Below are 22,700 nucleotides of genomic sequence, written 5' to 3'. Positions count from 1 at the left end.
TGCCCGAAGCCTAGCCGGGCGCGCACCGCGCGGGGGGACGCGGGAGGATCAAGGTGTGGAACTCACTCTGCTCGGCACCGGAGCCCCCGACGGGCTGCCGCGCCCTTCCTGCCCCTGTGCGGCCTGTGCGACGGCCCGCGGCCCATGGGCGCGGGCCGCGACTGCCCTGCTGGTCGACGACGCGCTGCTCCTCGACCTGACCCCGGGAGCGGTGTTCGCGGCCGCCCGCGCGGGGCATTCGCTGGGCGCGGTGCGCCAGGTGCTGCTGACCCATCCGCACGACGGGCCCGCCGTCGAGCTGCCGCCCACGCTGCCGCCGGCCGGGCGGGTGCCGGACGGCCAGGTGTTGACGCTGATCAGCGGGCACCGGGTGCGGGCGGTGCCGATGGACGCGCCGGGGACCGGTTACGAGGTGAGCTCCACGGACGGCGAGCGGCTGCTGTACCTGCCGCCCGGGGCCGCACCCTCCGGTCTCGACGGGCGGGCGGAGCGGCCGTACGACCTCATCGTCTGCGATGTGATCGGGCGGCCCGACGCGGTGGCACGGCTGCGGGCGGTCGGCGCGGTGGGTCCGGCCACCGAGGTGATCGCGGTCCACCTGGACCACGACGCCCCGCCGGGCGCGGCACTGGAGCGGCGCCTCGCGGCCGCCGGGGCGCGGGCGATGCCGGACGGGACGACGCTGGTGGTCGGCGAGTACCCGGTGTTGCCGGACGTGCCGCGCCGGGTGCTGGTGACGGGCGGCGCCCGGTCGGGCAAGTCGCTGGAGGCCGAACAGCGGCTGGAGACGTTCCCGGAGGTCGTGTACGTGGCGACCGGCGGGCGGCGCGACGGGGATCCGGAGTGGGCGGCCCGGGTGGGGCTGCACCGGGAGCGCAGGCCGGGCGCGTGGCGGACGGAGGAGACCTGCGAGGTCGCGGGACTCCTGGGCGCGGACGGGCCGCCGCTGCTGATCGACTGCCTGTCGCTGTGGCTGACCGACGCGATGGACCGGGTGGACGCCTGGGAGGACGTGCGGTGGCGGGAGGGCGGCGAGACGGCGTTGCGGGCGCGGGTCGCGGAGCTGGTCGGCGCGGTGCGCGGGACCCGGCGCCAGGTGGTGCTGGTGACCAACGAGGTGGGGTCCGGGGTGGTCCCGGCGACCCCGGCGGGGAGGCGGTTCCGGGACGAGCTGGGACGGCTGAACGCGGCGGTGGCGGCCGAGTGCGAAGAGGTGCTGCTGGTGGTGGCGGGGCAGACGGTGGTCGTACGGGGGTGAGGGGGGCCGCCTTGGTCATGGTGCGGGGGTGAGGGGAGCCGTCGTGGTCGTGCTGCGGGGTGAGGGGGCGTCAGTACTCGGGGCCCCGGTCCGTCCGGGCCGACCGGTACTGTTCCCGGCAGGGACCCGCCGCCGGGTTCCCGGACCGGAACCCGACGTGACGACCCGCGAGGCAGACCTCCGTGAACCTGGACGACTTCTCCGACCTGATCGAACGCCCCGACGGGGGTGTCCGGCGCGACGCCGAGGAACGGCGGGAGCGGCTGATCGTCCCGCCGGGGGCGCTGGGCCGGCTCGACGAGCTCGGTGAGTGGCTCAGCGCCGCGCAGCAGTCCGTACCGGTCAAGGCCGTCGGGCAGCCGCGGGTGGTGCTCTTCGCCGGTGACCACGGGGTGGCGGAGCTGGGCGTCTCCGGGCGCGCGGCGGGCAGCACCCACGAGCTGGTCCGGGCCGCCCTCGACGGGGCGAGCCCGGTCGCGGTGCTGGCCCGGCGCTTCTCGGTGCCGGTGCGGATCGTGGACGCCGGGATCGACTGCGACCCGGAGCTGCTGCCCGAGTCCGTCGTACGTCACCGGGTGCGGCGGGGTTCGGGGCGCATCGACATCGAGGACGCCCTGACCGCCGAGGAGGCCGAGCAGGCCGTCCGTCTGGGCATGGCGATCGCCGACGAGGAGGCCGACTCCGGCACCGATCTGGTGGTGCTCGGCGACCTGAGCGTCGGCGGGACCACGGCCGCGGCCACCCTCGTCGCGGCGCTCTGCGGTACGGACGCCTCGGTGGTGACCGGGCGCGGCGGTGCGGGCATCGACGACCTGGCGTGGATGCGCAAGTGCGCGGCGATCCGGGACGCGCTGCGCCGGGCCCGGCCGGTGCTGGGTGACCAGCTGGAACTGCTGGCCACGGTGGGCGGCGCCGATCTGGCCGCGATGACGGGGTTCCTGCTGCAGTCGGCGGTGCGCCGGATGCCGGTGATCCTGGACGGAGTCGTCGCGGCGGCCTGTGCGCTGGTGGCACAGCGGGCGGCGTTCCGGGCGCCGGACTGGTGGCTGGCCGGGCAGGTCAGCGGGGAGCCCGCCCAGGCGAAGGCGCTGGACCGGATGGCGCTGACCCCGCTGCTGGACCACGGGGTCACGGTGGGCGAGGGAGCCGGTGCGCTGCTGGCCCTGCCGCTGGTGCAGGCGGCGGCCGCGCTCGCGGCGGAGCTGCCGGAGCGTGCGCCGGTGGCGGCCGAGGACGAGGACGAGGCGGAGACACCAGCCGAGGACGGGGCCGAGGCCGACGTGAAGGCGCTCGACGCGACCTGAGCGGCCGGGGGCGGTGCGGGACCACGGTTCACACCCGCCGCCCCCGTGTCCGTAATGCACCATATGATCACCTCTCATGGGAGAGGCTCATCGGCCGAAGAGACAGCCCGGCGCAGTGCCGTCCGGTCCCGGCGCAGCGCGGCGTTCGCCATCTGGTACCTGCGCGTCGTCTCGTTCATCAATTTCCTGAGCGCGGTCTGGGTCACCCTCGGCCAGGACCTGCGGCGCCACAACGCCGAGAACTACTTCACGCCCTACCTGCTCACCGCGGGGTTCTCCTCCGGGGTGATCGCCCTGTTCCTGGCGGTCACCATGCGGCGGCGCAAGCGGGCCGCGTGGATCGTGAACCTGGTCCTGGGCGGGCTCGTCCTGATCGCGCTGGTCCTCGCGTTCTTCTTCGCGGAGATCCGGCAGCACGCCCAGAACTGGGTCTCGATGGCGCTGACGGCCGCCTTCGTCGTGGCCCTGCTGCTGGGGCGGCGGGAGTTCTACGCCAAGGGCGACCGCTCCAACCCCAGACTGGCGGCCCTGGTCGCCGTGGTGGGGCTGCTGGTCACCTCGCTGATCGCGACGGCCCTGGTCACCGTCAGCAACACCGCCCACGACGACTACCGCTCCACCTTCCTGGACCGCTGGCGCTACGGGGCGCTGCGGCTGGTCTCGGTCGCCGCCGACGATTCGCGTTTCCCCGGGATCACCACCCCGGGCTGGGTCGACGTCGTCATCAACATCCTCTCGACGCTGCTGCTGATCGCCGTCGTGTACGCCGCGTTCCGCTCCCGCCGGGCCGTCGACGCGCTCACCCCCGAGGACGAGGCGAAGCTGCGCGCCCTGCTGGACAAGCACGGCGACCGGGACTCGCTCGGCTACTTCGCGCTGCGCCGGGAGAAGAGCGCCGTGTGGTCGCCGACCGGGAAGGCCGCCGTGGTCTACCGGGTGGTCGGCGGGGTCTCCCTGGCCTCCGGCGACCCGATCGGTGACCCGGACGGCTGGCCGGGTGCGATCGAGCCGTGGCTGGCGGAGGCCCGGGAGCACGGCTGGATCCCGGCCGTGATGGGCGCGAGCGAGGAGGCGGGCACGGTCTACGCCCGGCACGGCATGGACGCGCTGGAGCTGGGTGACGAGGCGATCGTCGAGACGGCGGACTTCACGCTCGACGGACGGGCGATGCGCGGGGTGCGCCAGGCCTACAACCGGGTCGAGCGCGCCGGCTACGAGGTGACGATCCGGCGCCACTCCGACATCCCCGAGGCCGAGATGGCCGAGCTGGTCCGTCGCGCCGACGACTGGCGCGACGGGGAGACCGAGCGCGGCTTCTCCATGGCGCTCGGCCGGCTCGGCGACCCGGCGGACGGGCAGTGCGTGACGCTGGAGTGCCGGAACGCGGCCGGGAACGAGGCCGGGGCGCCCGGCGAACTCCGCGCGGTCCTCAGCTTCGTCCCCTGGGGCCCCCACGGCCTCTCCCTGGACCTGATGCGCCGTGACCGGGAGGCGGAGAACGGCCTCATGGAGTTCATGGCCATCCTGCTCCTCCAGCGCTCCGACGAGATCGGGATCACTCAGGTCTCGCTCAACTTCGCCATGTTCCGGTCCGTCTTCGAGAGGGGATCGCGGCTCGGCGCGGGACCGGTGCTGAGGCTGTGGCGTGCGCTGCTGAGCTTCTTCTCGCGCTGGTGGCAGATCGAGTCGCTCTACCGGGCCAACGCCAAGTACCGACCGATCTGGGAGCCACGTTTCATGCTGTTCGAGAAGAGCGCCGACCTGGCGCGCATCTCCATCGCGGCGGGCCGCGCCGAAGGGTTCCTGGAAGCGCCGGGGCTGCCGAAGTGGCTGCACCGCGCGCGTCTCGGCGCGCATGGATGAGCCGCCTCCCGGCGCTGCGCCGGGCCGCGCGGCGGGAGTGGGGCCCGCTCGTCACCACCGTACGGAACGGGCTCCGCGACCACGGCGTCCGGGCGCTCGCGCTGACGTGGACGGCGGTGGCGCTGACCGCGGCCGTCCAGGTGGTGCAGAACCAGGCGTGGGGCTACGGGCCGGTGCAGGACCTGGGGGCGGTGCGGGCCGAGGACCCGGTGTGGCTCGCCCTGCTGCGTACACCGCTGTCGCTGTTCGTGCCCGCGCTCGACCTGCCGGTGTGGGGTGCGCTGGCGCAGATCCTGCTGGTGTTCGGCATCGCGGAGGTGTGCCTGGGGCGGTGGCGCACGCTCGCGGTCGCGTACGTCGCCACGCTGGCGGGGACGCTGTACGCCCGGGTCGGCATCGCGCTCGGCCCGGACGCGTTCCTCGGGCTGCCCGCCTCGGACGCGCAGGTGGTGGACACCGGCCCCTCGGCGGCGGTGGTGGGGCTCGCGGTCTACGTGTGCCACGCCTACCGGGCCTGGTTCACCGGGGCGCTGGTGGTCGTCGCGATGGTGGTGGAGGTCCTCGTCAAGGACAACCTGGCGGGCCGGGAACATCTGGCCTCCATCGCCGCCGTGCTGGTGGTGTGTGCCGTACGGGAGTGGCTCGGGCGGCGGCACGAGGGCCGGGGTCAGGGCTTGCGGGAGGGCGGCAGCGGGACCCGGTCCGGGGCGCCGCCGATGAGGTCCTGAAACTTCCGGCGCGGGCCCGCCCAGCGCACATCGTGGTGGTAGGCGCGCAGCACCGCCCTGGAGCGGGCGCGATGGCGGTTGCGGTAGAAGCGCTTGGCCCAGGGCGAGGTGGGGCGGGCCAGGCGCAGGGCGCCGATCAGCGCGACGAACGGGACGAGGGTGCCCAGCACCGCCATCCGGGTCTTGCCCTTGAACAGTGCGATCAGGACGAAGCAGAAGTTGACGGCGTACGAGGCGATGACGCCGAGCCTGCTCTGCTGCTCCTCGGCGTCCACGTCGTCGACGCCGAGCGGCGAGAACCCCGCCAGGACCAGCACCACCAGGGAGACGGTCAGGACGACGACCTCCACGCTCTGGCGGCCCTCCTCGGTCCAGTACACATCGTCCAGATGCAGGATCAGCGCGAACTCGTCCAGCACCAGACCGGCCCCGACCCCGAAGATCACCGCGCAGACCCCGGCGGCGATCCCCTGCCGGCCGGCGGCCACCGCGCCGAATCCGCCGATCACGGTCAGCACGACCCCGGGCACCACGTGGTGGATGTGCACCCCGCCCGGGGCGATGTTGCGGAACGGGCCCTTCCCCGCGCGGATCATCCGCGTGATGGTGCGGGTGATGGCGAAGGTCAGGACGAAGGCGGCCAGCGCGAGGAGCAGGGGGAGCTTGCCCGGCTCGACGATGTTGGTGTGCCACCAGTTACCCATGCCACCCGCTCCCGATCTGCTCAGCTCTGCGGCTTTTCTGACGTTTCAGCCAATCTATCCGCGCACGGGAGCGGCTAACCTGCCCGCGGTGACCTCCCTGAACAGCCACGGCCTCCGTTTCGCCTTCGGCACCCTGACCGTGCTGCCCGTCCGCGTGACCCGCTGGGACCGCGCGACCGCCCGCTCCGGGATGCTCTGCGCCCCGCTCGCCGGGCTCGTCGTCGGCCTGCTCGCCGCCGCCCTCGGCTCGCTGTCCCTGCTGGCCGGTTCGGGGCCGCTGCTCGCGGCGGTCGCCTCCGTCGCGGTGCCCGCCGCCCTCACCCGGGGGCTGCACCTGGACGGCCTCGCCGACACGGCGGACGGCCTCGGCAGCGGGAAACCGGCCGAGGACGCACTGCGGATCATGAAGCAGTCCGACATTGGGCCGTTCGGTGTCATCACGCTCCTGCTGGTCCTGCCGGCCCAGGTCGCGGTCCTCTTCGAGCTGTACGGGGAGGGCTGGGCGCACGGGGCGCTCGGGGCCGTCGTCTCGGCCGTCGCCGCCCGGCTCGCCCTCACCCTGGCGTCCCGTCAGGGCGTCCCGGCGGCCCGGCCGGAGGGCCTCGGCGCGGTGGTCGCCTCAACGGTCCCGGCCGGGTGGGCGCTGCTCACGGCGGTGGTGACGGTGGCGCTGTGCGCGGCGGCCGGTGCGGTGTCCGGCCCGTACGGGGCGCTGCACCACGCGCTCGCGGTGGCGGCCGCCCTGGCCGCCGCCGAACTCCTGCTGCGCCACTGCGTACGGCGGTTCGGCGGGGTGACCGGGGATGTGTTCGGCGCACTGGCGGAGACGGCGGCGACGGCGGCCCTGGTGGCGCTGGCGCTCGGCCCCTGACCGTCCCCCGGCCGCGCACCCGACACCGGAGGGAACGGTCTCCGTACGGCCGGAACCGACCGCCTTACCGGTCGGGAACGGCCCGCCGCCGTAACCCCCGGCGAACGGCGCGCGTAGGCTCATTCCCGGCGCATTGCGGAGGCGTCTACGATGCGCCGGGCACGGTCGGCCCACCCCTCGACCGAACTCGAACTCAACGGAAGCGAGATTTCACCACCGTGACTGCTCTCACTCTCAGCACTGCCGGTGCGGCGACGCTGCGCGCCGACGCACTCGTCGTCGGCGTCGCGAAGGGCGCTGGATCCAAGTCGGGGGACCTGGTCCTCGCACCGGGCGCCGAGGCCGTGGACAAGGCGTTCGACGGAAAGCTCGCCGCCGTTCTCGCGACCCTGGGGGCCGTGGGTGCCGAGGGCGAACTGACCAAGCTGCCCGCGCCGTCCGGCCTCAAGGTCCCGGTCGTCATCGCGGTCGGGCTCGGTACGGTCCCGGACAAGGAGGACGCGTACGACGCGGAGACCCTGCGCCGCGCCGCGGGCACCGCCGCCCGTGCGCTGTCCGGCTTCAAGAAGGCCGGCTTCGCGCTGCCCGCCGCGTCCGTCGAGGACGCCGCGGCCGTCGCCGAGGGCGCCCTGCTCGGCGCGTACGCCTTCACCGCCTACCAGGGCGGCGAGAACAAGCTCGCCCCCAAGGACGCGAAGAACAGCGGCCCGAAGCTGCCGCTCGCCGAGGTGGCCCTGGTCGGCGCCAAACCGCGCGACAAGGCCTACAAGGCGGCCGTCGAGCGCTCCCTGGCCCTGGCCGAGGAGATCAACCGCGCCCGCGACCTGATCAACACCCCGCCCAACGACCTCTACCCCGAGTCCTTCGCCGCCGTGGCCACCGCCGCGGGCAAGGAGCACGGCATCAAGGTCCAGGTGCTGGACGAGAAGGCTCTGGTCAAGGGCGGCTTCGGCGGCATCCTCGGGGTCGGCCAGGGCTCCGCGAACGGCCCGCGCCTGGTGAAGCTCGCCTACACCCACCCGAAGGCGGAGAAGACCCTGGCCCTTGTCGGCAAGGGCATCACCTACGACTCGGGCGGCATCTCGCTCAAGCCGGCCGGCCACAACGAGACGATGAAGTGCGACATGAGCGGCGCCGCCGCCGTGTTCGCCGCCGTCGTCACGGCCGCCCGCCTCGGCCTGAAGGTCAACGTGACCGGCTGGCTGGCGCTCGCCGAGAACATGCCGTCCGGCAACGCCACCCGCCCCGGTGACGTGCTGCGCATGTACAGCGGCAAGACCGTCGAGGTCCTCAACACCGACGCCGAGGGCCGGCTCGTCCTGGGTGACGCGCTGACCCGCGCCTCGGAGGAGAAGCCGGACGCGATCGTCGACGTGGCGACCCTGACCGGCGCGATGGTGCTGGCGCTCGGCAACCGCACCTTCGGGATCATGGCCAACGACGACGCCTTCCGTACGTCGATCCACGAGATCGCCGAGGAGGTCGGCGAGGCCTCCTGGCCGATGCCGCTCCCCGCCGACCTCCGCAAGGGCATGGACTCCCCCACCGCCGACATCGCCAACATGGGCGAGCGCATGGGCGGCGGCCTGGTGGCCGGCCTGTTCCTCAAGGAGTTCGTGGGCGAGGGCATCGCCTGGGCGCACCTGGACATCGCGGGCCCGGCCTTCCACGAGGGCGCTCCGTACGGCTACACGCCCAAGGGCGGCACCGGCTCCGCGGTCCGCACCCTGGTGCGCCTCGCCGAGCGGACCGCCGACGGCGACCTGGGCTGACCGACCGCCGCGCCGGACACCTCTGACGGCCCCGGGCATAGGTCCGGGGCCGTACGTGTTGACGCAGCAAAAGCGGCAAGACTCGTTTCCGAAGCGGCAAGGAAAGACAGGGTTTCGCTCTCGACGAACATCGACGGAATCCGTAGGTAACTACGCAGCAGTAACCCACCGGGACGGATGATCATCCGTCCCGGACCCGGGCCCCCCGTCCCGCCCACCGTCAACAAGTGCGAAGATGGGTTCTCGGCAGGACAGGGCCCCCACCACAGGGCCGAATGACAAAAGCGGCCGAACACCAGCCGACCGGCCGGTCACACCCCAGCGACGGGGCCCGGCGTACGGCGCACATGCATGGAGGACGTGACGTGGCGAACGACGCCAGCACCGTTTTCGACCTAGTGATCCTCGGCGGTGGCAGTGGCGGTTACGCCGCGGCCCTGCGCGGAGCGCAGCTGGGCCTGGACGTCGCCCTGATCGAGAAGGGCAAGGTCGGCGGCACCTGCCTGCACAACGGCTGCATCCCCACGAAGGCGCTGCTGCACGCGGGCGAGATCGCCGACCAGGCCCGCGAGGCGGGCCAGTTCGGCGTCAAGGCGACCTTCGAGGGCATCGACATCGAGGCCGTCCACAAGTACAAGGACGAGGTGATCTCGGGCCTGTACAAGGGTCTCCAGGGTCTCATCGCCTCGCGCAAGGTCCACTACATCGAGGGTGAGGGCAAGCTCTCCTCCCCCACCTCCGTCGACGTGAACGGCCAGCGCATCCAGGGCCGCCACGTGCTGCTGGCGACCGGCTCCGTGCCGAAGTCGCTGCCCGGCCTGGAGATCGACGGCAACCGCATCATCTCCTCGGACCACGCGCTGAAGCTGGACCGCGTCCCGAAGTCCGCGATCGTGCTGGGCGGCGGCGTCATCGGCGTCGAGTTCGCCTCGGCGTGGAAGTCCTTCGGCACCGAGATCACCATCGTCGAGGGTCTCAAGCACCTCGTCCCGGTCGAGGACGAGAACAGCTCGAAGCTTCTTGAGCGCGCGTTCCGCAAGCGCGGCATCAAGTTCAACCTCGGTACGTTCTTCGAGAAGGCCGAGTACACGCAGGACGGCGTCCGCGTCACCCTCGCCGACGGCAAGACCTTCGAGGCGGAGCTGCTGCTCGTCGCGATCGGCCGCGGCCCGGTCTCGCAGGGCCTGGGCTACGAGGAGGCCGGGGTCGCGATGGACCGCGGCTATGTCCTGGTCGACGAGTACATGCAGACCAACGTTCCCACCATCTCGGCCGTGGGCGACCTCGTCCCGACCCTCCAGCTCGCCCACGTCGGCTTCGCCGAGGGCATCCTGGTGGCGGAGCGTCTCGCCGGTCTCAAGACCGTCCCGATCGACTACGACGGCGTGCCGAAGGTGACGTACTGCCACCCCGAGGTCGCCTCCGTGGGTATCACCGAGGCCAAGGCCAAGGAGATCTACGGCGCGGACAAGGTCGTCGCCCTCAAGTACAACCTCGCGGGCAACGGCAAGAGCAAGATCCTGAAGACCGCGGGCGAGATCAAGCTCGTCCAGGTCAAGGACGGTGCCGTGGTCGGCGTCCACATGGTGGGCGACCGCATGGGCGAGCAGGTCGGCGAAGCCCAGCTGATCTACAACTGGGAGGCGCTGCCCGCCGAGGTCGCCCAGCTCATCCACGCCCACCCGACGCAGAACGAGGCGATGGGCGAGGCTCACCTGGCGCTGGCCGGCAAGCCCCTCCACTCGCACGACTGATCCCCCGGTCCCGGGCGCGACGACCGACCACTTCCGCATTTTCGTAAGGAGCAACTGAAACCATGTCGGTTTCCGTAACCCTTCCGGCGCTCGGCGAGAGCGTCACCGAGGGCACTGTCACCCGTTGGCTGAAGGCCGAGGGCGAGCGCGTCGAGGCCGACGAGCCGTTGCTCGAGGTCTCGACCGACAAGGTCGACACCGAGATCCCGGCCCCCGCTTCCGGTGTTCTGACCTCCATCAAGGTCGCCGAGGACGAGACCGTCGAGGTCGGCGCCGAGCTGGCCGTCATCGACGACGGCTCCGGCGCTCCGGCCGAGGCCGAGGCCCCGGCGGCGTCCACCGAGCCGGCCGCGTCCACCGAGCCGGCCGCCACCCCGGCTCCGGCGGCCGAAGAGGCGCCCACCGCCCCGTCGACCGAGACCGAGGCTCCGGCCGAGGCCCCGACCGCCGAGGCCGCCACCGGCGGTTCGTCCGCCGAGGGCACCGACGTCACCCTCCCGGCGCTCGGCGAGAGCGTCACCGAGGGCACCGTCACCCGCTGGCTGAAGGAGGTCGGCGAGGAGGTCGCGGAGGACGAGCCCCTCCTTGAGGTCTCCACGGACAAGGTCGACACCGAGATCCCCGCCCCGGTCGCCGGTGTGCTGCTGGAGATCGTGGTCGCCGAGGACGAGACCGCCGAGGTCGGCGCCAAGCTCGCCGTCATCGGTGCTCCGGGCGCGGCCCCCAAGCAGGAGGCCCCGAAGGCCGAGGCCCCCAAGGCCGAGGCTCCGAAGCAGGAGGCCCCCAAGGCCGAGGCTCCGAAGCAGGAGGCCCCCGCGGCTCCCGCCCCGGTCGCCCAGGCCCCGGCGGCCCCCGCCGCTCCGGCACCGGCTCCGGCGGCTCCGGCCGCTCCCGCCCCGGTCGCCCAGGCCCCGGCGGCTCCGGCCGCCCCGGCCCCCGCTCCGGCGCAGCCCGCCCCCGTCACCCCGGCACCGGCCGCTCCGGCCGCGCCCTCCGGTGACGACGGCGCCTACGTCACGCCTCTGGTCCGCAAGCTCGCGTCCGAGAACAACGTGGACCTGGGCTCGGTCAAGGGCACCGGCGTCGGTGGCCGTATCCGCAAGCAGGACGTCGTCGCCGCCGCGGAGGCCGCCAAGGCCGCCGCCGCTGCCCCGGCGCCCGCCGCCGCTCCGGCCGCCGCCAAGGCAGCGCCGAAGCTGGAGGCGTCCCCACTGCGCGGTCAGACGGTCAAGATGACCCGCATGCGCAAGGTCATCGGCGACAACATGATGAAGGCGCTGCACTCGCAGGCCCAGCTGACCTCGGTCGTCGAGGTCGACATCACCAAGCTGATGAAGCTGCGCAACCAGGCGAAGGCCTCCTTCGCCGCCCGTGAGGGCGTCAAGCTGTCCCCGATGCCGTTCTTCGTGAAGGCGGCGGCCCAGGCACTGAAGGCCCACCCGGTCATCAACGCCCGGATCAACGAGGACGAAGGCACCATCACGTACTTCGACGCGGAGAACATCGGCATCGCCGTGGACGCGGAGAAGGGCCTGATGACCCCGGTCATCAAGGGTGCGGGCGACCTGAACATCGCCGGTATCTCGAAGAAGACCGCCGAGCTGGCCGGCAAGGCCCGCGGTGGCGGCCTGACCCCGGACGACATGTCCGGTGCCACCTTCACCATCAGCAACACCGGTTCGCGCGGTGCGCTGTTCGACACCGTCATCGTGCCGCCGAACCAGGCAGCCATCCTGGGCATCGGCGCCACGGTCCGCCGCCCGGTGGTCATCGACCACCCGGACCTCGGCGAGACCATCGCGGTGCGCGACATGACGTACCTCGCGCTCTCCTACGACCACCGTCTGGTGGACGGCGCGGACGCCGCCCGTTACCTGACGGCGGTCAAGGCGATCCTGGAGGCCGGTGAGTTCGAGGTCGAGCTCGGCCTCTGAACGCTCCGGCTGTAACCAGCCTCACCAGCGGCGCCCCCGTCCGGAACTCTTCCGGGCGGGGGCGCCGCCGTATTGTCTAAACACCACGGGCAGCCACCCGCCACCGTGATGATGTAGGCACCACCGGTCTGCCCCCTAAGGAGCACCTCATGACCCCGCCCGTCGTCCACTCGCTGCGCGAACAGATCCGCGAGCACATCGTGGAGGGGATCGTCAGCGGGCGCTGGAAGCCGGGTGAGCGGATCGTGGAGCGCCGCATCGCCACCGAGCTGGAGGTCAGCCAGACGCCCGTGCGCGAGGCGCTGCGCGAGCTGGAGACGCTCCGGCTGATCGAGTCGGCCCCCAACAAGGGCGTGCGGGTCCGCAACCTCACCGCGGCCGACCTGGAGGAGAGCTATCCGGTGCGGGCGGGCCTGGAGCAGATCGCGGCGGAGCTGGCGGCCCCGCTGCTGGGCCAGGACTGCTCGGCGCTGGCCCCGCATGTGGCCGCGCTGTACGAGGCGGACCGGCTGGCCGACGGCGAGGCGCAGGTGCGGCACACGGTGGGCTTCCACCGGGAGATGGTCCGGGCGGCCGGGAACGCGGTGCTGCTGCACACCTGGGAGGGGCTGGGCATCGAGGTGTTCACGGCCCTGTCGATCCGCTGGCTGGGCACGGTGCAGAAGTCGTACGCGGAGGAGCACCAGGCCCTCATCGACGCGTTCCTCGCCGGGGACCCGCAGATCGGGTCCCTGGTGAAGGCTCATGTGCTGGGCTGCGCGCCCCGGGCCTGAGCTTCTCCGCGAGCTCCGATCATCTGGCGTGTGACCTGCTCTTCCGTGCAGGTCAGCGCCCTTTTTGCGGCCTTTTTCGCGTCACTCCGTGCCCTGTTTCGAGGCACCCCATGCCACTTTTCTTCGTATCGAGAAGTTTTGCCTTCAATCCTTTGATCGATCATCGATCAGCGACTTACAGTTCACTCCGCGGGCCCACCGGCCCCATCGCTCTGTCCTGCCAGATAGAGCCTTCTCCACCCCCCTCCTCTCCGGAAGGCGGCGATCATGACCGACCCCGTAGGAAAGCTTCCGAGCGAGCTCGACCAGCTCCCGGACCGTGACCCCGAGGAGACCGCCGAATGGGCGGCCTCCCTGGACGCCGTCACCAAGGCCGCCGGCCCGCACCGCGCCGCGTACCTGATGCGCCGCTCGCTGCAGCACGCCGAGGGCGCCGGTCTCGCGCTGCCCAAGCTGCTGGAGACCGATTACGTCAACTCCATCCCGACCGCCGCCGAGCCCGAGTTCGACGGTGACCTGGAGATGGAGTCGAAGATCACCGCGTGGAACCGCTGGAACGCGGCCGCGATGGTGACCCGTGGCGCCCGGTACGGGGTGGGCGGCCACATCGCCACCTTCGCCTCGGCGGCCTGGCTCTACGAGACCGGCTTCAACCACTTCTTCCGCGGCAAGGAGGGGGACGGCTCCGGCGACCAGCTCTACATCCAGGGCCATGCCTCCCCCGGCATCTACGCCCGCGCCTTCCTCGACGGCCGGCTCAGCGAGCAGCAGCTCGACAACTTCCGCCAGGAGGCGGGCGGCGAGGGTCTGCCCTCCTACCCGCACCCGCGGCGGCTGCCCTGGCTGTGGGAGTTCCCCACCGTGTCGATGGGCCTCGGCCCGCTCTCGGCCATCTACCAGGCGCGCTTCAACCGCTATCTGGCCAACCGCTCCATCAAGGACACCGCCAACTCGCACGTCTGGGCCTTCCTGGGCGACGGCGAGATGGACGAGCCCGAGTCGACCGCGGCCCTCGCGCTGGCGGCCCGTGAGCAGCTCGACAACCTGACCTTCGTCATCAACTGCAACCTGCAGCGCCTCGACGGCCCGGTCCGCGCCAACTTCCGCGTGGTCCAGGAGCTGGAGGCGCAGTTCCGCGGGGCCGGCTGGAACGTCGTCAAGACGCTCTGGGGCAACGCCTGGGACGAGCTGTTCCAGCTGGACACCACGGGTGCGCTGCTGCGCCGCCTGCGCGAGGTCCCGGACGCCCAGTTCCAGACGTACGCGACGCGTGACGTGGCCTACATCCGCGACCACTTCTTCGGCGCCGAGCCCGCCCTCGCCGAGCTGGCGAAGCTGCTCACCGACGCGAAGATCGCCGAGTGTTTCTACACCTCGCGCGGTGGCCACGAGGCCCGCAAGGTGTACGCGGCGTACAAGGCGGCCGTCGAGCACAAGGGCGCGCCGACCGTGATCCTGGCCCAGACGGTCAAGGGCTACACGCTCGGCAAGGGCTTCGAGTCCAAGAACGCCAACCACCAGATGAAGAAGCTGTCGATCGACGAGTTCAAGGGCATGCGCGAGCTGCTCGGCCTCCCGATCCCCGACAGCGCCTTCGAGGACGGGCTGGTCCCCTACGGCCACCCGGGCGTCGACTCCCCCGAGGTCCGCTACCTCCAGGAGCGACGGGCCGCCCTGGGCGGTCCCGCCCCGGCCCGCCGGATACACGCTTCCGCGCCGCTGCCGCAGCCGGAGGAGCGCGCGTTCAAGGCCCTGTACAAGGGGTCCGGCAAGCAGGAGATGGCCACCACCATGGCGTTCGTCCGTCTGGTGAAGGACCTGATGCGGGACAAGGAGACCGGCAAACGCTGGGTGCCGATCGTCCCGGACGAGGCCCGTACCTTCGGGATGGAGTCCCTCTTCCCGTCCGCCGGCATCTACTCTCCGCTGGGCCAGACGTACGACCCGGTCGACCGCGGCCAGCTGATGTACTACAAGGAGGCCAAGGACGGCCAGATCCTCAACGAGGGGATCACCGAGGCCGGGGCCATGGCCGACTTCATCGCCGCCTCCACGTCGTACGCGACGCACGGCGAGACGATGATCCCGTTCTACATCTTCTACTCGATGTTCGGCTGGCAGCGGACCGGCGACCAGATGTGGCAGCTCGCCGACCAGCTCGGCAAGGGCTTCATCGTCGGCGCCACGGCGGGCCGCACGACCCTGACGGGTGAGGGCCTCCAGCACGCGGACGGCCACTCGCACCTGATCGCGGCCACCAACCCGGCCTCGCTCAACTACGACCCGGCGTTCGCGTACGAGGTCGCGGTGATCGTCAAGGACGGTCTGCGGCGGATGTACGGCCCCGACGCCGAGGACGTCTTCTACTACCTGACGGTCTACAACGAGCCGAAGCCCCAGCCCGCGATGCCCGAGGGCGTCGAGGAGGGCATCGTCAAGGGCCTCTACCGCTTCAAGGAGGGCACGCCCGCGAAGGCGGACGCGCCGCGCCTGCAGCTGCTGGCCTCCGGCACGGCGATCCACTGGGCCCTGGAGGCCCAAGAGCTGCTGGCCGCCGACTGGGGTATCACGGCCGACGTCTGGTCCGCCACCTCGTGGGGCGAGCTGCGCCGCGACGCGCTGAAGGCCGACGAGGCGCTCCTGCGCGGTGAGGTGCAGGTCCCGTACGTGACCCAGGCGCTCTCCGGTGCGCCGGGCCCGGTCCTCGCGGTCAGCGACTGGATGCGCCAGGTCCCGGACCAGATCAGCCAGTGGGTGGAGCAGGACTGGTCCTCGCTCGGCACGGACGGCTTCGGCCTCTCCGACACCCGCGCGGCGGCCCGCCGCCACTTCGGGGTCGACGCCCAGTCGATCGTGGTGGCTGCGCTGGCCCAGCTGGTCAAGCGCGGCGAGGTCCCGGCCTCGGCGGTCAAGGAGGCCCGGGAGCGGTACGGCCTCTGATCTCCCGTACGGTTTCGAGACCCCCGGTCACCGGGGCGGACGCGTCCGACAACGCGCCCGCCCCGGCGGCCGGGGTTTCGGCGTGGGCGGCCGGAGGGTCACGGCATGCGCGGTCCGGACGTCACGGCGTGGGCGGCCCGGGGTTTTCGCTGCCGCCACAATGGGCGCATGCGTGCTGCCCGGCTGATCAAGATGGTGCTGCTCCTGCAGTCCCGCCCCGCCATGACCGCCGCCGAGCTGGCGGCGGAGCTGGAGGTGTCGGAGCGTACGGTCACCCGGGACGCGCAGGCGCTCTCCGAGGCGGGCGTCCCGGTGTGGGCGGAGCGCGGCCGGGCGGGCGGCTACCGGCTCGTCGGCGGCTACCGCACCCGGCTGACCGGCCTGGACCGGGGCGAGGCGGAGGCGCTGTTCCTCTCCGGGCTGCCCTCCGCGCTGCGCGAGATGGGGCTGGAGGACGCGGCGTCGGCGGCCCGCCTCAAGGTGTCGGCCGCGCTGCTGCCCTCCCTGCGTGACGCCTCGGCCTCCGCCGCCCGGCGCTTCCACCTGGACGCCCCTTCCTGGTACCACGAGCCGGAGCCCCCCGGGCTGCTGCCCGTCGTCGCCGACGCCGTCTGGGACGACCGCCTGCTGCGGGTCCGCTACCGCAAGGGCGGGGGCCGCGAGCACCGGCGTACGGAGGTGGCGCGGGAGCTCGCTCCGTACGGCCTCGTCCTCAAGGCCGGGGTCTGGTACCTCTGCGCCAAGGTCGCGGACGACTTCCGGGTCTACCGGATCGACCGGTTCACCTCGGTGGAGCCGGCCGACGAGCGCTTCGAGCGGGACGAGACCTTCGACCTGCCCGCGTTCTGGGAGGCGCGGGCCGCCGAGTTCGCCCGGTCCCTCCTCCGTACCGAGGTGACCGTACGGGTGTCCGAGAGCGGTGCCCGGCAGCTCGCGTACACCGGGGACCGGGCGGCCGCCGCGGAGGCCCTCGCGAAGGCCCCTCCCGCCGGTCCGGACGGGTGGCGCACGGTCACCCTTCCCGTGGAGTCACTGGACGTCGCCTACGGCCAGCTCCTTTCGCTGGGTCCCGAGTTGGAGGTCGTGGCACCGGAGGAGCTGCGGAGCCGGTTCGCCGGGGCGGTCGAACGCCTGAGTGATCTGTATCGCTGAAAGGCTTCTTTTCGCCGTCTGGGCGTGCGGGGGGTCCCGGCAGGCTGGATGCTGGACCCGTGATGGACGAGACGGAATTCTGGGAGATCATCGACAGCACCCGCGAGGCCGCCGATGGCGACCCCGAGGAGCAGGCCGATCTGCTCGTGGAACGGCTGGTGCAGCTCGACCCCGATTCCGTGCTGGACTTCGCCCGGCACTTCGAGGCCCGCTACAACCGCGCCTACCGCTGGGACCTGTGGGGCGCGGCCGCCGTGCTGCTCGGTGGGGCAAGCGACGACGCCTTCGACTACTTCCGGTGCTGGCTGATCGGCCAGGGCCGGGAGGTCTTCGAGGGCGCGCTGCACGACCCGGACGGTCTGGCCGAGCTGCTGGACGACTTCGACGAGGAGATCGACGGGGACGGCGAGGAGCTGGGCTACGCGGCCGACGAGGCGTACGAGCAGCTCACGGGTGTGGTCGCGCCCGATCTGGGACTGCCGCCGCAGCCCACCGAGCCGCTCGGGTCCCCGGTCGACTTCGAGGACGAGGCGGCACTGGCCGCCCGCTACCCGGACCTCTCGGACCGTTTCGCACCGCGCTGAGACTCCAGTGGTCAGGGGCCGGCGGCGGTCAGGGGGCCGGCGAGCGCCCCATCAGGACGTCGTCGGTCTTCAGGGGGCCAGCGAGCGCCCCATCAGCACATCGTCGACATAGCGCCCGTGCAGGAAGAACTCCCCGCTCAGCACCCCTTCCACGGCGAACCCCTCGGAGGCGTAGAGCGCCCGGGCGGGGGTGTTGTGCCCGAGCACCCGCAGCGTGATCCGGTTGGCGCCCTGGCGCCGCGCCTCGGCGCACGCTGCCCGCAGCAGGGTCCGTCCGACACCGGCCCCGCGCGCCCAGGCCGCCACGGCGAGGCCCTGTATCTGGCGTACATGGGCGTTGCAGGCGAGCGGGGTGGGCGGGACCAGGCGTATGTACCCGGCGATACGCGTCCCGCTGGAACCGGCCGGGGCCCCGGCCTCCGTCGCGGCTTCGGCCACCAGGAAATCCCCGGGCCGGTGCCGCTCGTCGAAGAAGGGGTCGTACGGAGGCCGGGGCCGGGGCATCACCGCGTGGAGCGTCGACCAGGTGGACCGGTCGAGCTCACCGAGCGCTTCCTCGTCGGCGGGCAGGGCGGGACGGACGGAGACGGAGTGGAGGGTGGTGGCGGGCATGACGTCACTGTCCCATGCCGGGTTCCGCGCGATCCATGGTGTTTTCCCCCGTGACCGCTGCCGTGTTTCCCGTAATCCGTGGGGCAGGATGGCACCATGCCGACCTCCCGAATCGCCGTCACTGGATCGTCCGGACTCATCGGAGCGGCGCTCGTGCGCTCGCTGCGCGCCGACGGGCACGAGGTGGCCCGCCTGGTGCGGCGGCCCGCCAGGTCCGGGGACGAGGTGGAGTGGGACCCCAAGCGGGGTTACGTGGACGTGGCCGGTCTGGTGGGCTGCGACGCGGTCGTCCACCTCGCCGGGGCCGGGGTCGGCGACCACCGCTGGACCGACGACTACAAGCGGGAGATCCGCGAGAGCCGAGTGCTGGGCACCGCCACGATCGCCGAGGCCGTGGCCTCGCTCGACACCCCGCCGAAGGTGCTGCTCTCCGGGTCGGCCATCGGCTTCTACGGCGATACGGGAGACCGCGCCGTGGACGAGAGCGCGCCGCCCGGGGACGGCTTCCTGCCCTCCGTGTGCGAGGAGTGGGAGGCCTCGACGGCCGCCGCAGAGGAGCGGGGCATCCGCACGGTGCACGCCCGCACCGGACTGGTCGTGGCCCGTGAGGGCGGGGCGTGGGGGCGGCTGTTCCCCCTGTTCAAGGCGGGGCTGGGCGGGCGGCTGGGCAGCGGCCGGCAGTACTGGAGTTTCATCGCGCTGCACGACCATGTCTCGGCCCTGCGCCACATCCTGGACACCGAGTCGCTGACCGGCCCGGTGAACCTGACCGGGCCCGACCCGGTCACCAACGCCGAGGTGACGGCCGCGATGGGCCGGGTGCTGCGCCGCCCGACCCTGTTCACGGCCCCCGCGCCCGCGCTGCGGGTCGCGCTCGGGGAGTTCGCCGGCGATGTGCTGGGCAGCCAGCGGGTGATCCCCGGGCAGCTGCTGGACTCCGGCTTCTCGTTCGCGTTCCCCGGCATCAACGCGGCGATCCGCGCGGCGCTGCGCTGAGCCGTACCCGCACGCGCGGCCACGCGGTGGTGACGTGTGCGACCCCGTGCCCCGGTGCCCCCGGGCACGCGCGTCTGATGCAGTATCAGCCATCCTCCTAGCCTCGATGCGAACTCCGGCATTCCGGGGACCTGTTGGGGGCAAGAAGCCCCCACCAGTCGCACCGACTCGGGGAGGGGCTTGTGCGCAGCACGGCACACCACGCGGACGTGATCATCATCGGGGCCGGGATCGCCGGCCTTTCAGCGGCCCATCTGCTGACCGGCGCCGGAGTCGGCGTCAGTGTTCTGGAGGCGGCCTCCACCGTGGGCGGCCGGCTGGCCACCCACGAGGTGGACGGCTTCCGTCTCGACCAGCTCGGCCCCCTGCTCTGCACCTCCTGGCCGGAGCTGACCTCCACCCCGGGGCTCGGCACCCCGGAGCTGCGGGAGTTCGCGCCCGGGGTGCTGGTGCACAGTGACGGCCGCCGCCATCGCACCGGCGACATACGGAGCGCGAGGGGCGCACTCAGAGCCGTACGCACCCGGTCGAGCGCCCCCCAGCCCTCGCCGGGCGGGTACGGGAACCAGCTGCGGACCGTGTCGCGGGCCGGCCTCGGCGCCAAGAACGCAGGCCTCAAAGGCACAGGACTCAAAGGCACAGGAGTCCGAGGCGCAGGGCTCAGGACCACCGGCCTCAGGAGCAGCGGCACGGTCTCCGAGGCGATCGACCGGGCCCGGCTCGGCGCCGCGCTCTCCCGGCTGGCCGCCACCCCGACGGCCCGGCTCCTGGCCCGCCCCGAGCGGACGGCGCTCGCGGCCCTGACGGCGGGCCAGATGCCCGCCCGTACGGTGGACGGCGTCCTGCGCCCGCTGCTCTCCGCACTGCTCGGCGACCCCGGCCTCACCACGTCGAGCCGATGCGCGGATCTGGCGCTGCGGGACTACGCGCGGGGCGGGCTCTGCGTCCCGGCAGGGGGTTCGGGGACGCTGCCGGATCTGCTGGCGGCCTCGCTGCCGCCCGGCACGGTACGGACCGGGGTGCATGTCACGGCCGCCGACATCACCACCGTACGCACGAAGGAACACGGCGAACTGGGCTGCCGATCCCTGCTGCTGGCGACCGGCGCGGGGGCCGCGGCCGAGCTGCTGCCGGGGCTGCGGGTGCCGGCGTTCCGCCCGGTGACGGTCCTTCACCACACGGCGCCCGCACCGCCGCCGACCGGCAGGTCGCTGGTGCTGGACGGGGACCGGTCGGGTCCGGTGGCGTACACGGCGGTGATGAGCGAGGTGGATCCATCGCGCGCCCCGGAGGGCCGGACGCTGATCACCTCGACGGTGCTCGGAACCCCGCCGCCGGACCTGGACCGCTCCGTACGCACGCATCTGGCGGCGCTGTACGGGACCCCGACGGACGACTGGGAGCTGCTGGCCGCCCACCACGACCCGGAGGCCGTGCCCGCGATGGAGGCCCCGCACGACCCGCGCCGGCCGGTGCGGGTGCTGGCCGGGCTGTACGTCTGCGGCGACCACCGGGACACCAGCAGCGTCCAGGGCGCGCTGCACTCGGGGCGCCGGGCGGCCGGGGCGATCCTGACGGACCTGGGAGTGGCACCGGCGCATCTGGGGGGCGTGGGGCTGTCGGAGGCGGCGTAGGGCGTGCGCGGGCTCCACGGTCTGTCGACTACGGAGCCCGCGCGACAGTCAGCCGAGCGCGGCGACCCGTTCGCGGTAGCCGCGGACGGGGGCGGCGTCCCGGTACGGCTCCAGGCTGCGCTCGAAGGCGCGTACGTACTCGGCGGCCCGGACCGAGCGCATCTCCGACGCCTGCTGGGCCGCCTCGGCCCCCAGCCGGCAGGCCTGTTCCAGCTCGCCGAGGCCCAGCCGGGCGGAGGCGAGCACCACCCGGCAGAACAGCCGGCTGCGGGCGTACGCCGGAGCGCGCAGCTGGAGCGAGCGCTCCGCGTGCTGGGCGGCGGCCCGGTACTGCTGGAGGTCGCGGTGGCAGTGGCCGAGCTCGTGCGCGAGCTCGGCCTCGTCGAAGGGGCGGGCCCACGTCGGCGCCTCGTCCCCGGGGCGCGCGATCTCCAGGGCGTGTTCGGCCCGGGTCAGCGCGGCGGTGCAGGCCCGCGCCTCGCCGAGGATCCCGTGGCCGCGCGCCTCGACCGAGTGGAGCAGGGCCTGGACGAGGGGCGGGGCGGCGGAGCCGATGCCCTGCTGGGCGACGCGGGCAAGCTGTACGGCCTCCCTGCCGTGCCCGAGGTAGACGGCCTGGCGGCTCATGGTGATCAGGACGTACGCCCCGTAGCCGCGGTCCCCGGCGGCCTGGGCGAGCCGCAGCGCCTGGACGAAGTACCGCTGGGCCAGGCCGTGGGCGGCGATGTCGAACGAGGTCCAGCCGGCCAGCCGGGTCAGGTCGGCGGCCGCGGCGAAGAGGCGGCGCCCGGTGGCTTCGCCGTAACTCCCGCGGAGCATCGGCTCGGCCTCGTGCTCCAGATACCGCACGAGGGCCTGGCGGGCGTGGCCGCCGCCGTAGGCATGGTCGAGGGTGCGGAAGAGCTCGCCGACCGAGCGCAGCGCCGCGACGTCCCCGCTGCCGACCCGCTGGCCGGGCCCGCGCTCGGTCTGCCGCTGGCGCGGGACCACGGGGAGCGCTTCCGTACCGGCTGAGGCTCCGACGCCGGGCAGGGGCCCCGTCCCGGGGCGGACCGCGCCCACCGGGTCCGTCGCGGACGGCTGGGCGGCGGCCGGGACGGGGTGGCCGGACGGCTGGGCGGGCCGTCCCGGCGGGCGCAGGGCTCCGCCGGGGCGGGGCATACCGCGGAGGTCGGTGCGCAGGGCCCCGTCCGTACGGCCGGATGTCTCCGGACCCCGGCCAGGTGCCTCCGTACGGCCAAGTGTCTCCGTGCGGCCAGGTGTCTCCGTGCGGCCGGGTGCCGGGGCCCCACCGGCGGCCCCGGCACCTCCCCTGCGGTGCGGGGCGGGCGGCTGGGCCGCCCCGCCGTCGCGGGCCACCCACTCGTCGGCGCGGCCGATCAGCCAGTCCCGGCTGGGGACGACGAGGCCGGCGGGCGTGAAGGCGATCTTGCGCAGCTCCGTGTGGGTGCCCGAGTCCTTCCGCCAGAGGCCGCTGACGATGTCGACGGCCTCGGTGGGGGTGGCCGCGAACTCCAGCCCCGCGTAGACGGGCGCGCAGGCGTCGAGACCCAGGTCCTGAGCGGAGAGCCGCCGCCCGAGGCGCCGGGTGAAGACCTCGGCGATCAGGGCGGGGGTGGTGCCGCGCGGCTGCTGTCCCCGCAGCCAGCGGGTGACCGAGGTCTTGTCGTACCGCAGGTCCAGTCCGTGTTCGAGGCCGAGCTGGTCGACCCTGCGGGCGAGACCCGCATGGGAGAACCCGGCTTCCGCGATGAGTGAGGCGAGGCGGCGGTTGGGCGTGCGCTGCGGGGGTCGTTCCGACATCAGCTGTACGGTCTCCTG

Annotated in this window: 17 protein-coding genes; 14 read left to right on the top strand and 3 right to left on the bottom strand. The window is 73.0% G+C overall.

The genetic code is table 11. The annotated features are described in order from the left end of the window. The first annotated feature begins 55 nt into the window (after window positions 1–55). The 4 genes from ACK8N7_RS27620 to ACK8N7_RS27605 all read left to right on the top strand — a co-directional run bounded on the left by ACK8N7_RS27620 (window position 56) and on the right by ACK8N7_RS27605 (window position 5,153). Window positions 56–1,258: a bifunctional adenosylcobinamide kinase/adenosylcobinamide-phosphate guanylyltransferase gene (locus ACK8N7_RS27620; protein ID WP_500444428.1), complete on the top strand. Its 1,203-nt coding sequence runs from the start codon at window positions 56–58 to the stop codon at window positions 1,256–1,258. Between the two features lie 182 nt (window positions 1,259–1,440). Next, window positions 1,441–2,562, top strand: a complete 1,122-nt coding sequence (gene cobT, locus ACK8N7_RS27615) for a nicotinate-nucleotide--dimethylbenzimidazole phosphoribosyltransferase (RefSeq protein WP_500444427.1) — start codon at window positions 1,441–1,443, stop codon at window positions 2,560–2,562. A 63-nt stretch (window positions 2,563–2,625) separates the two neighbouring features. Continuing rightward, window positions 2,626–4,425, top strand: coding sequence for a phosphatidylglycerol lysyltransferase domain-containing protein (locus tag ACK8N7_RS27610; RefSeq protein WP_500444426.1), 1,800 nt, complete (start codon window positions 2,626–2,628; stop codon window positions 4,423–4,425). Beyond that, the gene (locus ACK8N7_RS27605) at window positions 4,422–5,153 is read left to right on the top strand and encodes a hypothetical protein (protein ID WP_500444425.1); all 732 of its coding nucleotides are present in this window, start codon (window positions 4,422–4,424) and stop codon (window positions 5,151–5,153) included. The genes ACK8N7_RS27610 and ACK8N7_RS27605 overlap by 4 nt, the downstream gene beginning before the upstream one ends. Here the strand turns inward: ACK8N7_RS27605 and ACK8N7_RS27600 are convergent. Continuing rightward, complete coding sequence (locus tag ACK8N7_RS27600) at window positions 5,093–5,857, bottom strand: hypothetical protein (protein ID WP_403208780.1); 765 nt, start codon at window positions 5,855–5,857, stop codon at window positions 5,093–5,095. The two genes, ACK8N7_RS27605 and ACK8N7_RS27600, sit on opposite strands and share 61 nt — an antisense overlap. A gap of 88 nt (window positions 5,858–5,945) precedes the next feature. Here ACK8N7_RS27600 and ACK8N7_RS27595 point away from each other — a divergent pair, with 88 nt between their 5' ends. From ACK8N7_RS27595 to ACK8N7_RS27560, 8 genes are all read left to right on the top strand, one after another. Continuing rightward, a complete protein-coding gene (locus ACK8N7_RS27595) occupies window positions 5,946–6,728 on the top strand; it encodes an adenosylcobinamide-GDP ribazoletransferase (protein WP_500444424.1) in 783 nt (260 codons plus the stop codon). A gap of 218 nt (window positions 6,729–6,946) precedes the next feature. Beyond that, a complete protein-coding gene (locus ACK8N7_RS27590) occupies window positions 6,947–8,500 on the top strand; it encodes a leucyl aminopeptidase (protein ID WP_403208776.1) in 1,554 nt (517 codons plus the stop codon). Between the two features lie 365 nt (window positions 8,501–8,865). Beyond that, window positions 8,866–10,254 carry a dihydrolipoyl dehydrogenase gene (gene lpdA / locus ACK8N7_RS27585; RefSeq protein WP_031122147.1) on the top strand — a complete coding sequence of 463 codons (1,389 nt, stop codon included), beginning with the start codon at window positions 8,866–8,868 and terminating at the stop codon, window positions 10,252–10,254. A gap of 62 nt (window positions 10,255–10,316) precedes the next feature. Then, window positions 10,317–12,188 (top strand): 2-oxoglutarate dehydrogenase, E2 component, dihydrolipoamide succinyltransferase, encoded by a 1,872-nt coding sequence (gene sucB, locus ACK8N7_RS27580; protein ID WP_500444423.1) that lies wholly within the window; start codon window positions 10,317–10,319, stop codon window positions 12,186–12,188. 149 nt (window positions 12,189–12,337) lie between these two features. Next, window positions 12,338–12,961: a GntR family transcriptional regulator gene (locus tag ACK8N7_RS27575; RefSeq protein ID WP_109166061.1), complete on the top strand. Its 624-nt coding sequence runs from the start codon at window positions 12,338–12,340 to the stop codon at window positions 12,959–12,961. Between the two features lie 267 nt (window positions 12,962–13,228). Then, window positions 13,229–15,901 (top strand): pyruvate dehydrogenase (acetyl-transferring), homodimeric type, encoded by a 2,673-nt coding sequence (gene aceE / locus ACK8N7_RS27570; protein ID WP_500444422.1) that lies wholly within the window; start codon window positions 13,229–13,231, stop codon window positions 15,899–15,901. A 168-nt stretch (window positions 15,902–16,069) separates the two neighbouring features. Further along, entirely contained in the window at window positions 16,070–17,053 is a 984-nt protein-coding gene (locus ACK8N7_RS27565; RefSeq protein WP_388404880.1) for a helix-turn-helix transcriptional regulator, read from the top strand. A gap of 62 nt (window positions 17,054–17,115) precedes the next feature. Continuing rightward, complete coding sequence (locus tag ACK8N7_RS27560) at window positions 17,116–17,637, top strand: DUF4240 domain-containing protein (RefSeq protein ID WP_043971980.1); 522 nt, start codon at window positions 17,116–17,118, stop codon at window positions 17,635–17,637. 69 nt (window positions 17,638–17,706) lie between these two features. Here ACK8N7_RS27560 and ACK8N7_RS27555 read toward each other — a convergent pair whose 3' ends face one another. Then, the gene (locus ACK8N7_RS27555; RefSeq protein ID WP_500444421.1) at window positions 17,707–18,249 is read right to left on the bottom strand and encodes a GNAT family N-acetyltransferase; all 543 of its coding nucleotides are present in this window, start codon (window positions 18,247–18,249) and stop codon (window positions 17,707–17,709) included. 96 nt (window positions 18,250–18,345) lie between these two features. On the opposite strand from ACK8N7_RS27555, the gene ACK8N7_RS27550 reads away from it, so the two are divergent. Together ACK8N7_RS27550 and ACK8N7_RS27545 are read left to right on the top strand one after the other, a co-directional pair. After that, entirely contained in the window at window positions 18,346–19,245 is a 900-nt protein-coding gene (locus ACK8N7_RS27550; RefSeq protein ID WP_500444420.1) for a TIGR01777 family oxidoreductase, read from the top strand. Between the two features lie 182 nt (window positions 19,246–19,427). Next, window positions 19,428–20,879, top strand: coding sequence for an FAD-dependent oxidoreductase (locus ACK8N7_RS27545; protein ID WP_500444419.1), 1,452 nt, complete (start codon window positions 19,428–19,430; stop codon window positions 20,877–20,879). A 48-nt stretch (window positions 20,880–20,927) separates the two neighbouring features. On the opposite strand, the gene ACK8N7_RS27540 is transcribed toward ACK8N7_RS27545, so the two are convergent. Next, a complete protein-coding gene (locus tag ACK8N7_RS27540; RefSeq protein ID WP_500444418.1) occupies window positions 20,928–22,682 on the bottom strand; it encodes an NsdA family TPR-like regulatory protein in 1,755 nt (584 codons plus the stop codon). Window positions 22,683–22,700 lie beyond the last annotated feature (18 nt).

The sequence above is a fragment of the Streptomyces griseobrunneus genome, assembly GCF_046713465.1.
GTDB classification, from domain to species: domain Bacteria; phylum Actinomycetota; class Actinomycetes; order Streptomycetales; family Streptomycetaceae; genus Streptomyces; species Streptomyces microflavus.
This window is presented reverse-complemented; position numbering and strand designations above follow the sequence as displayed.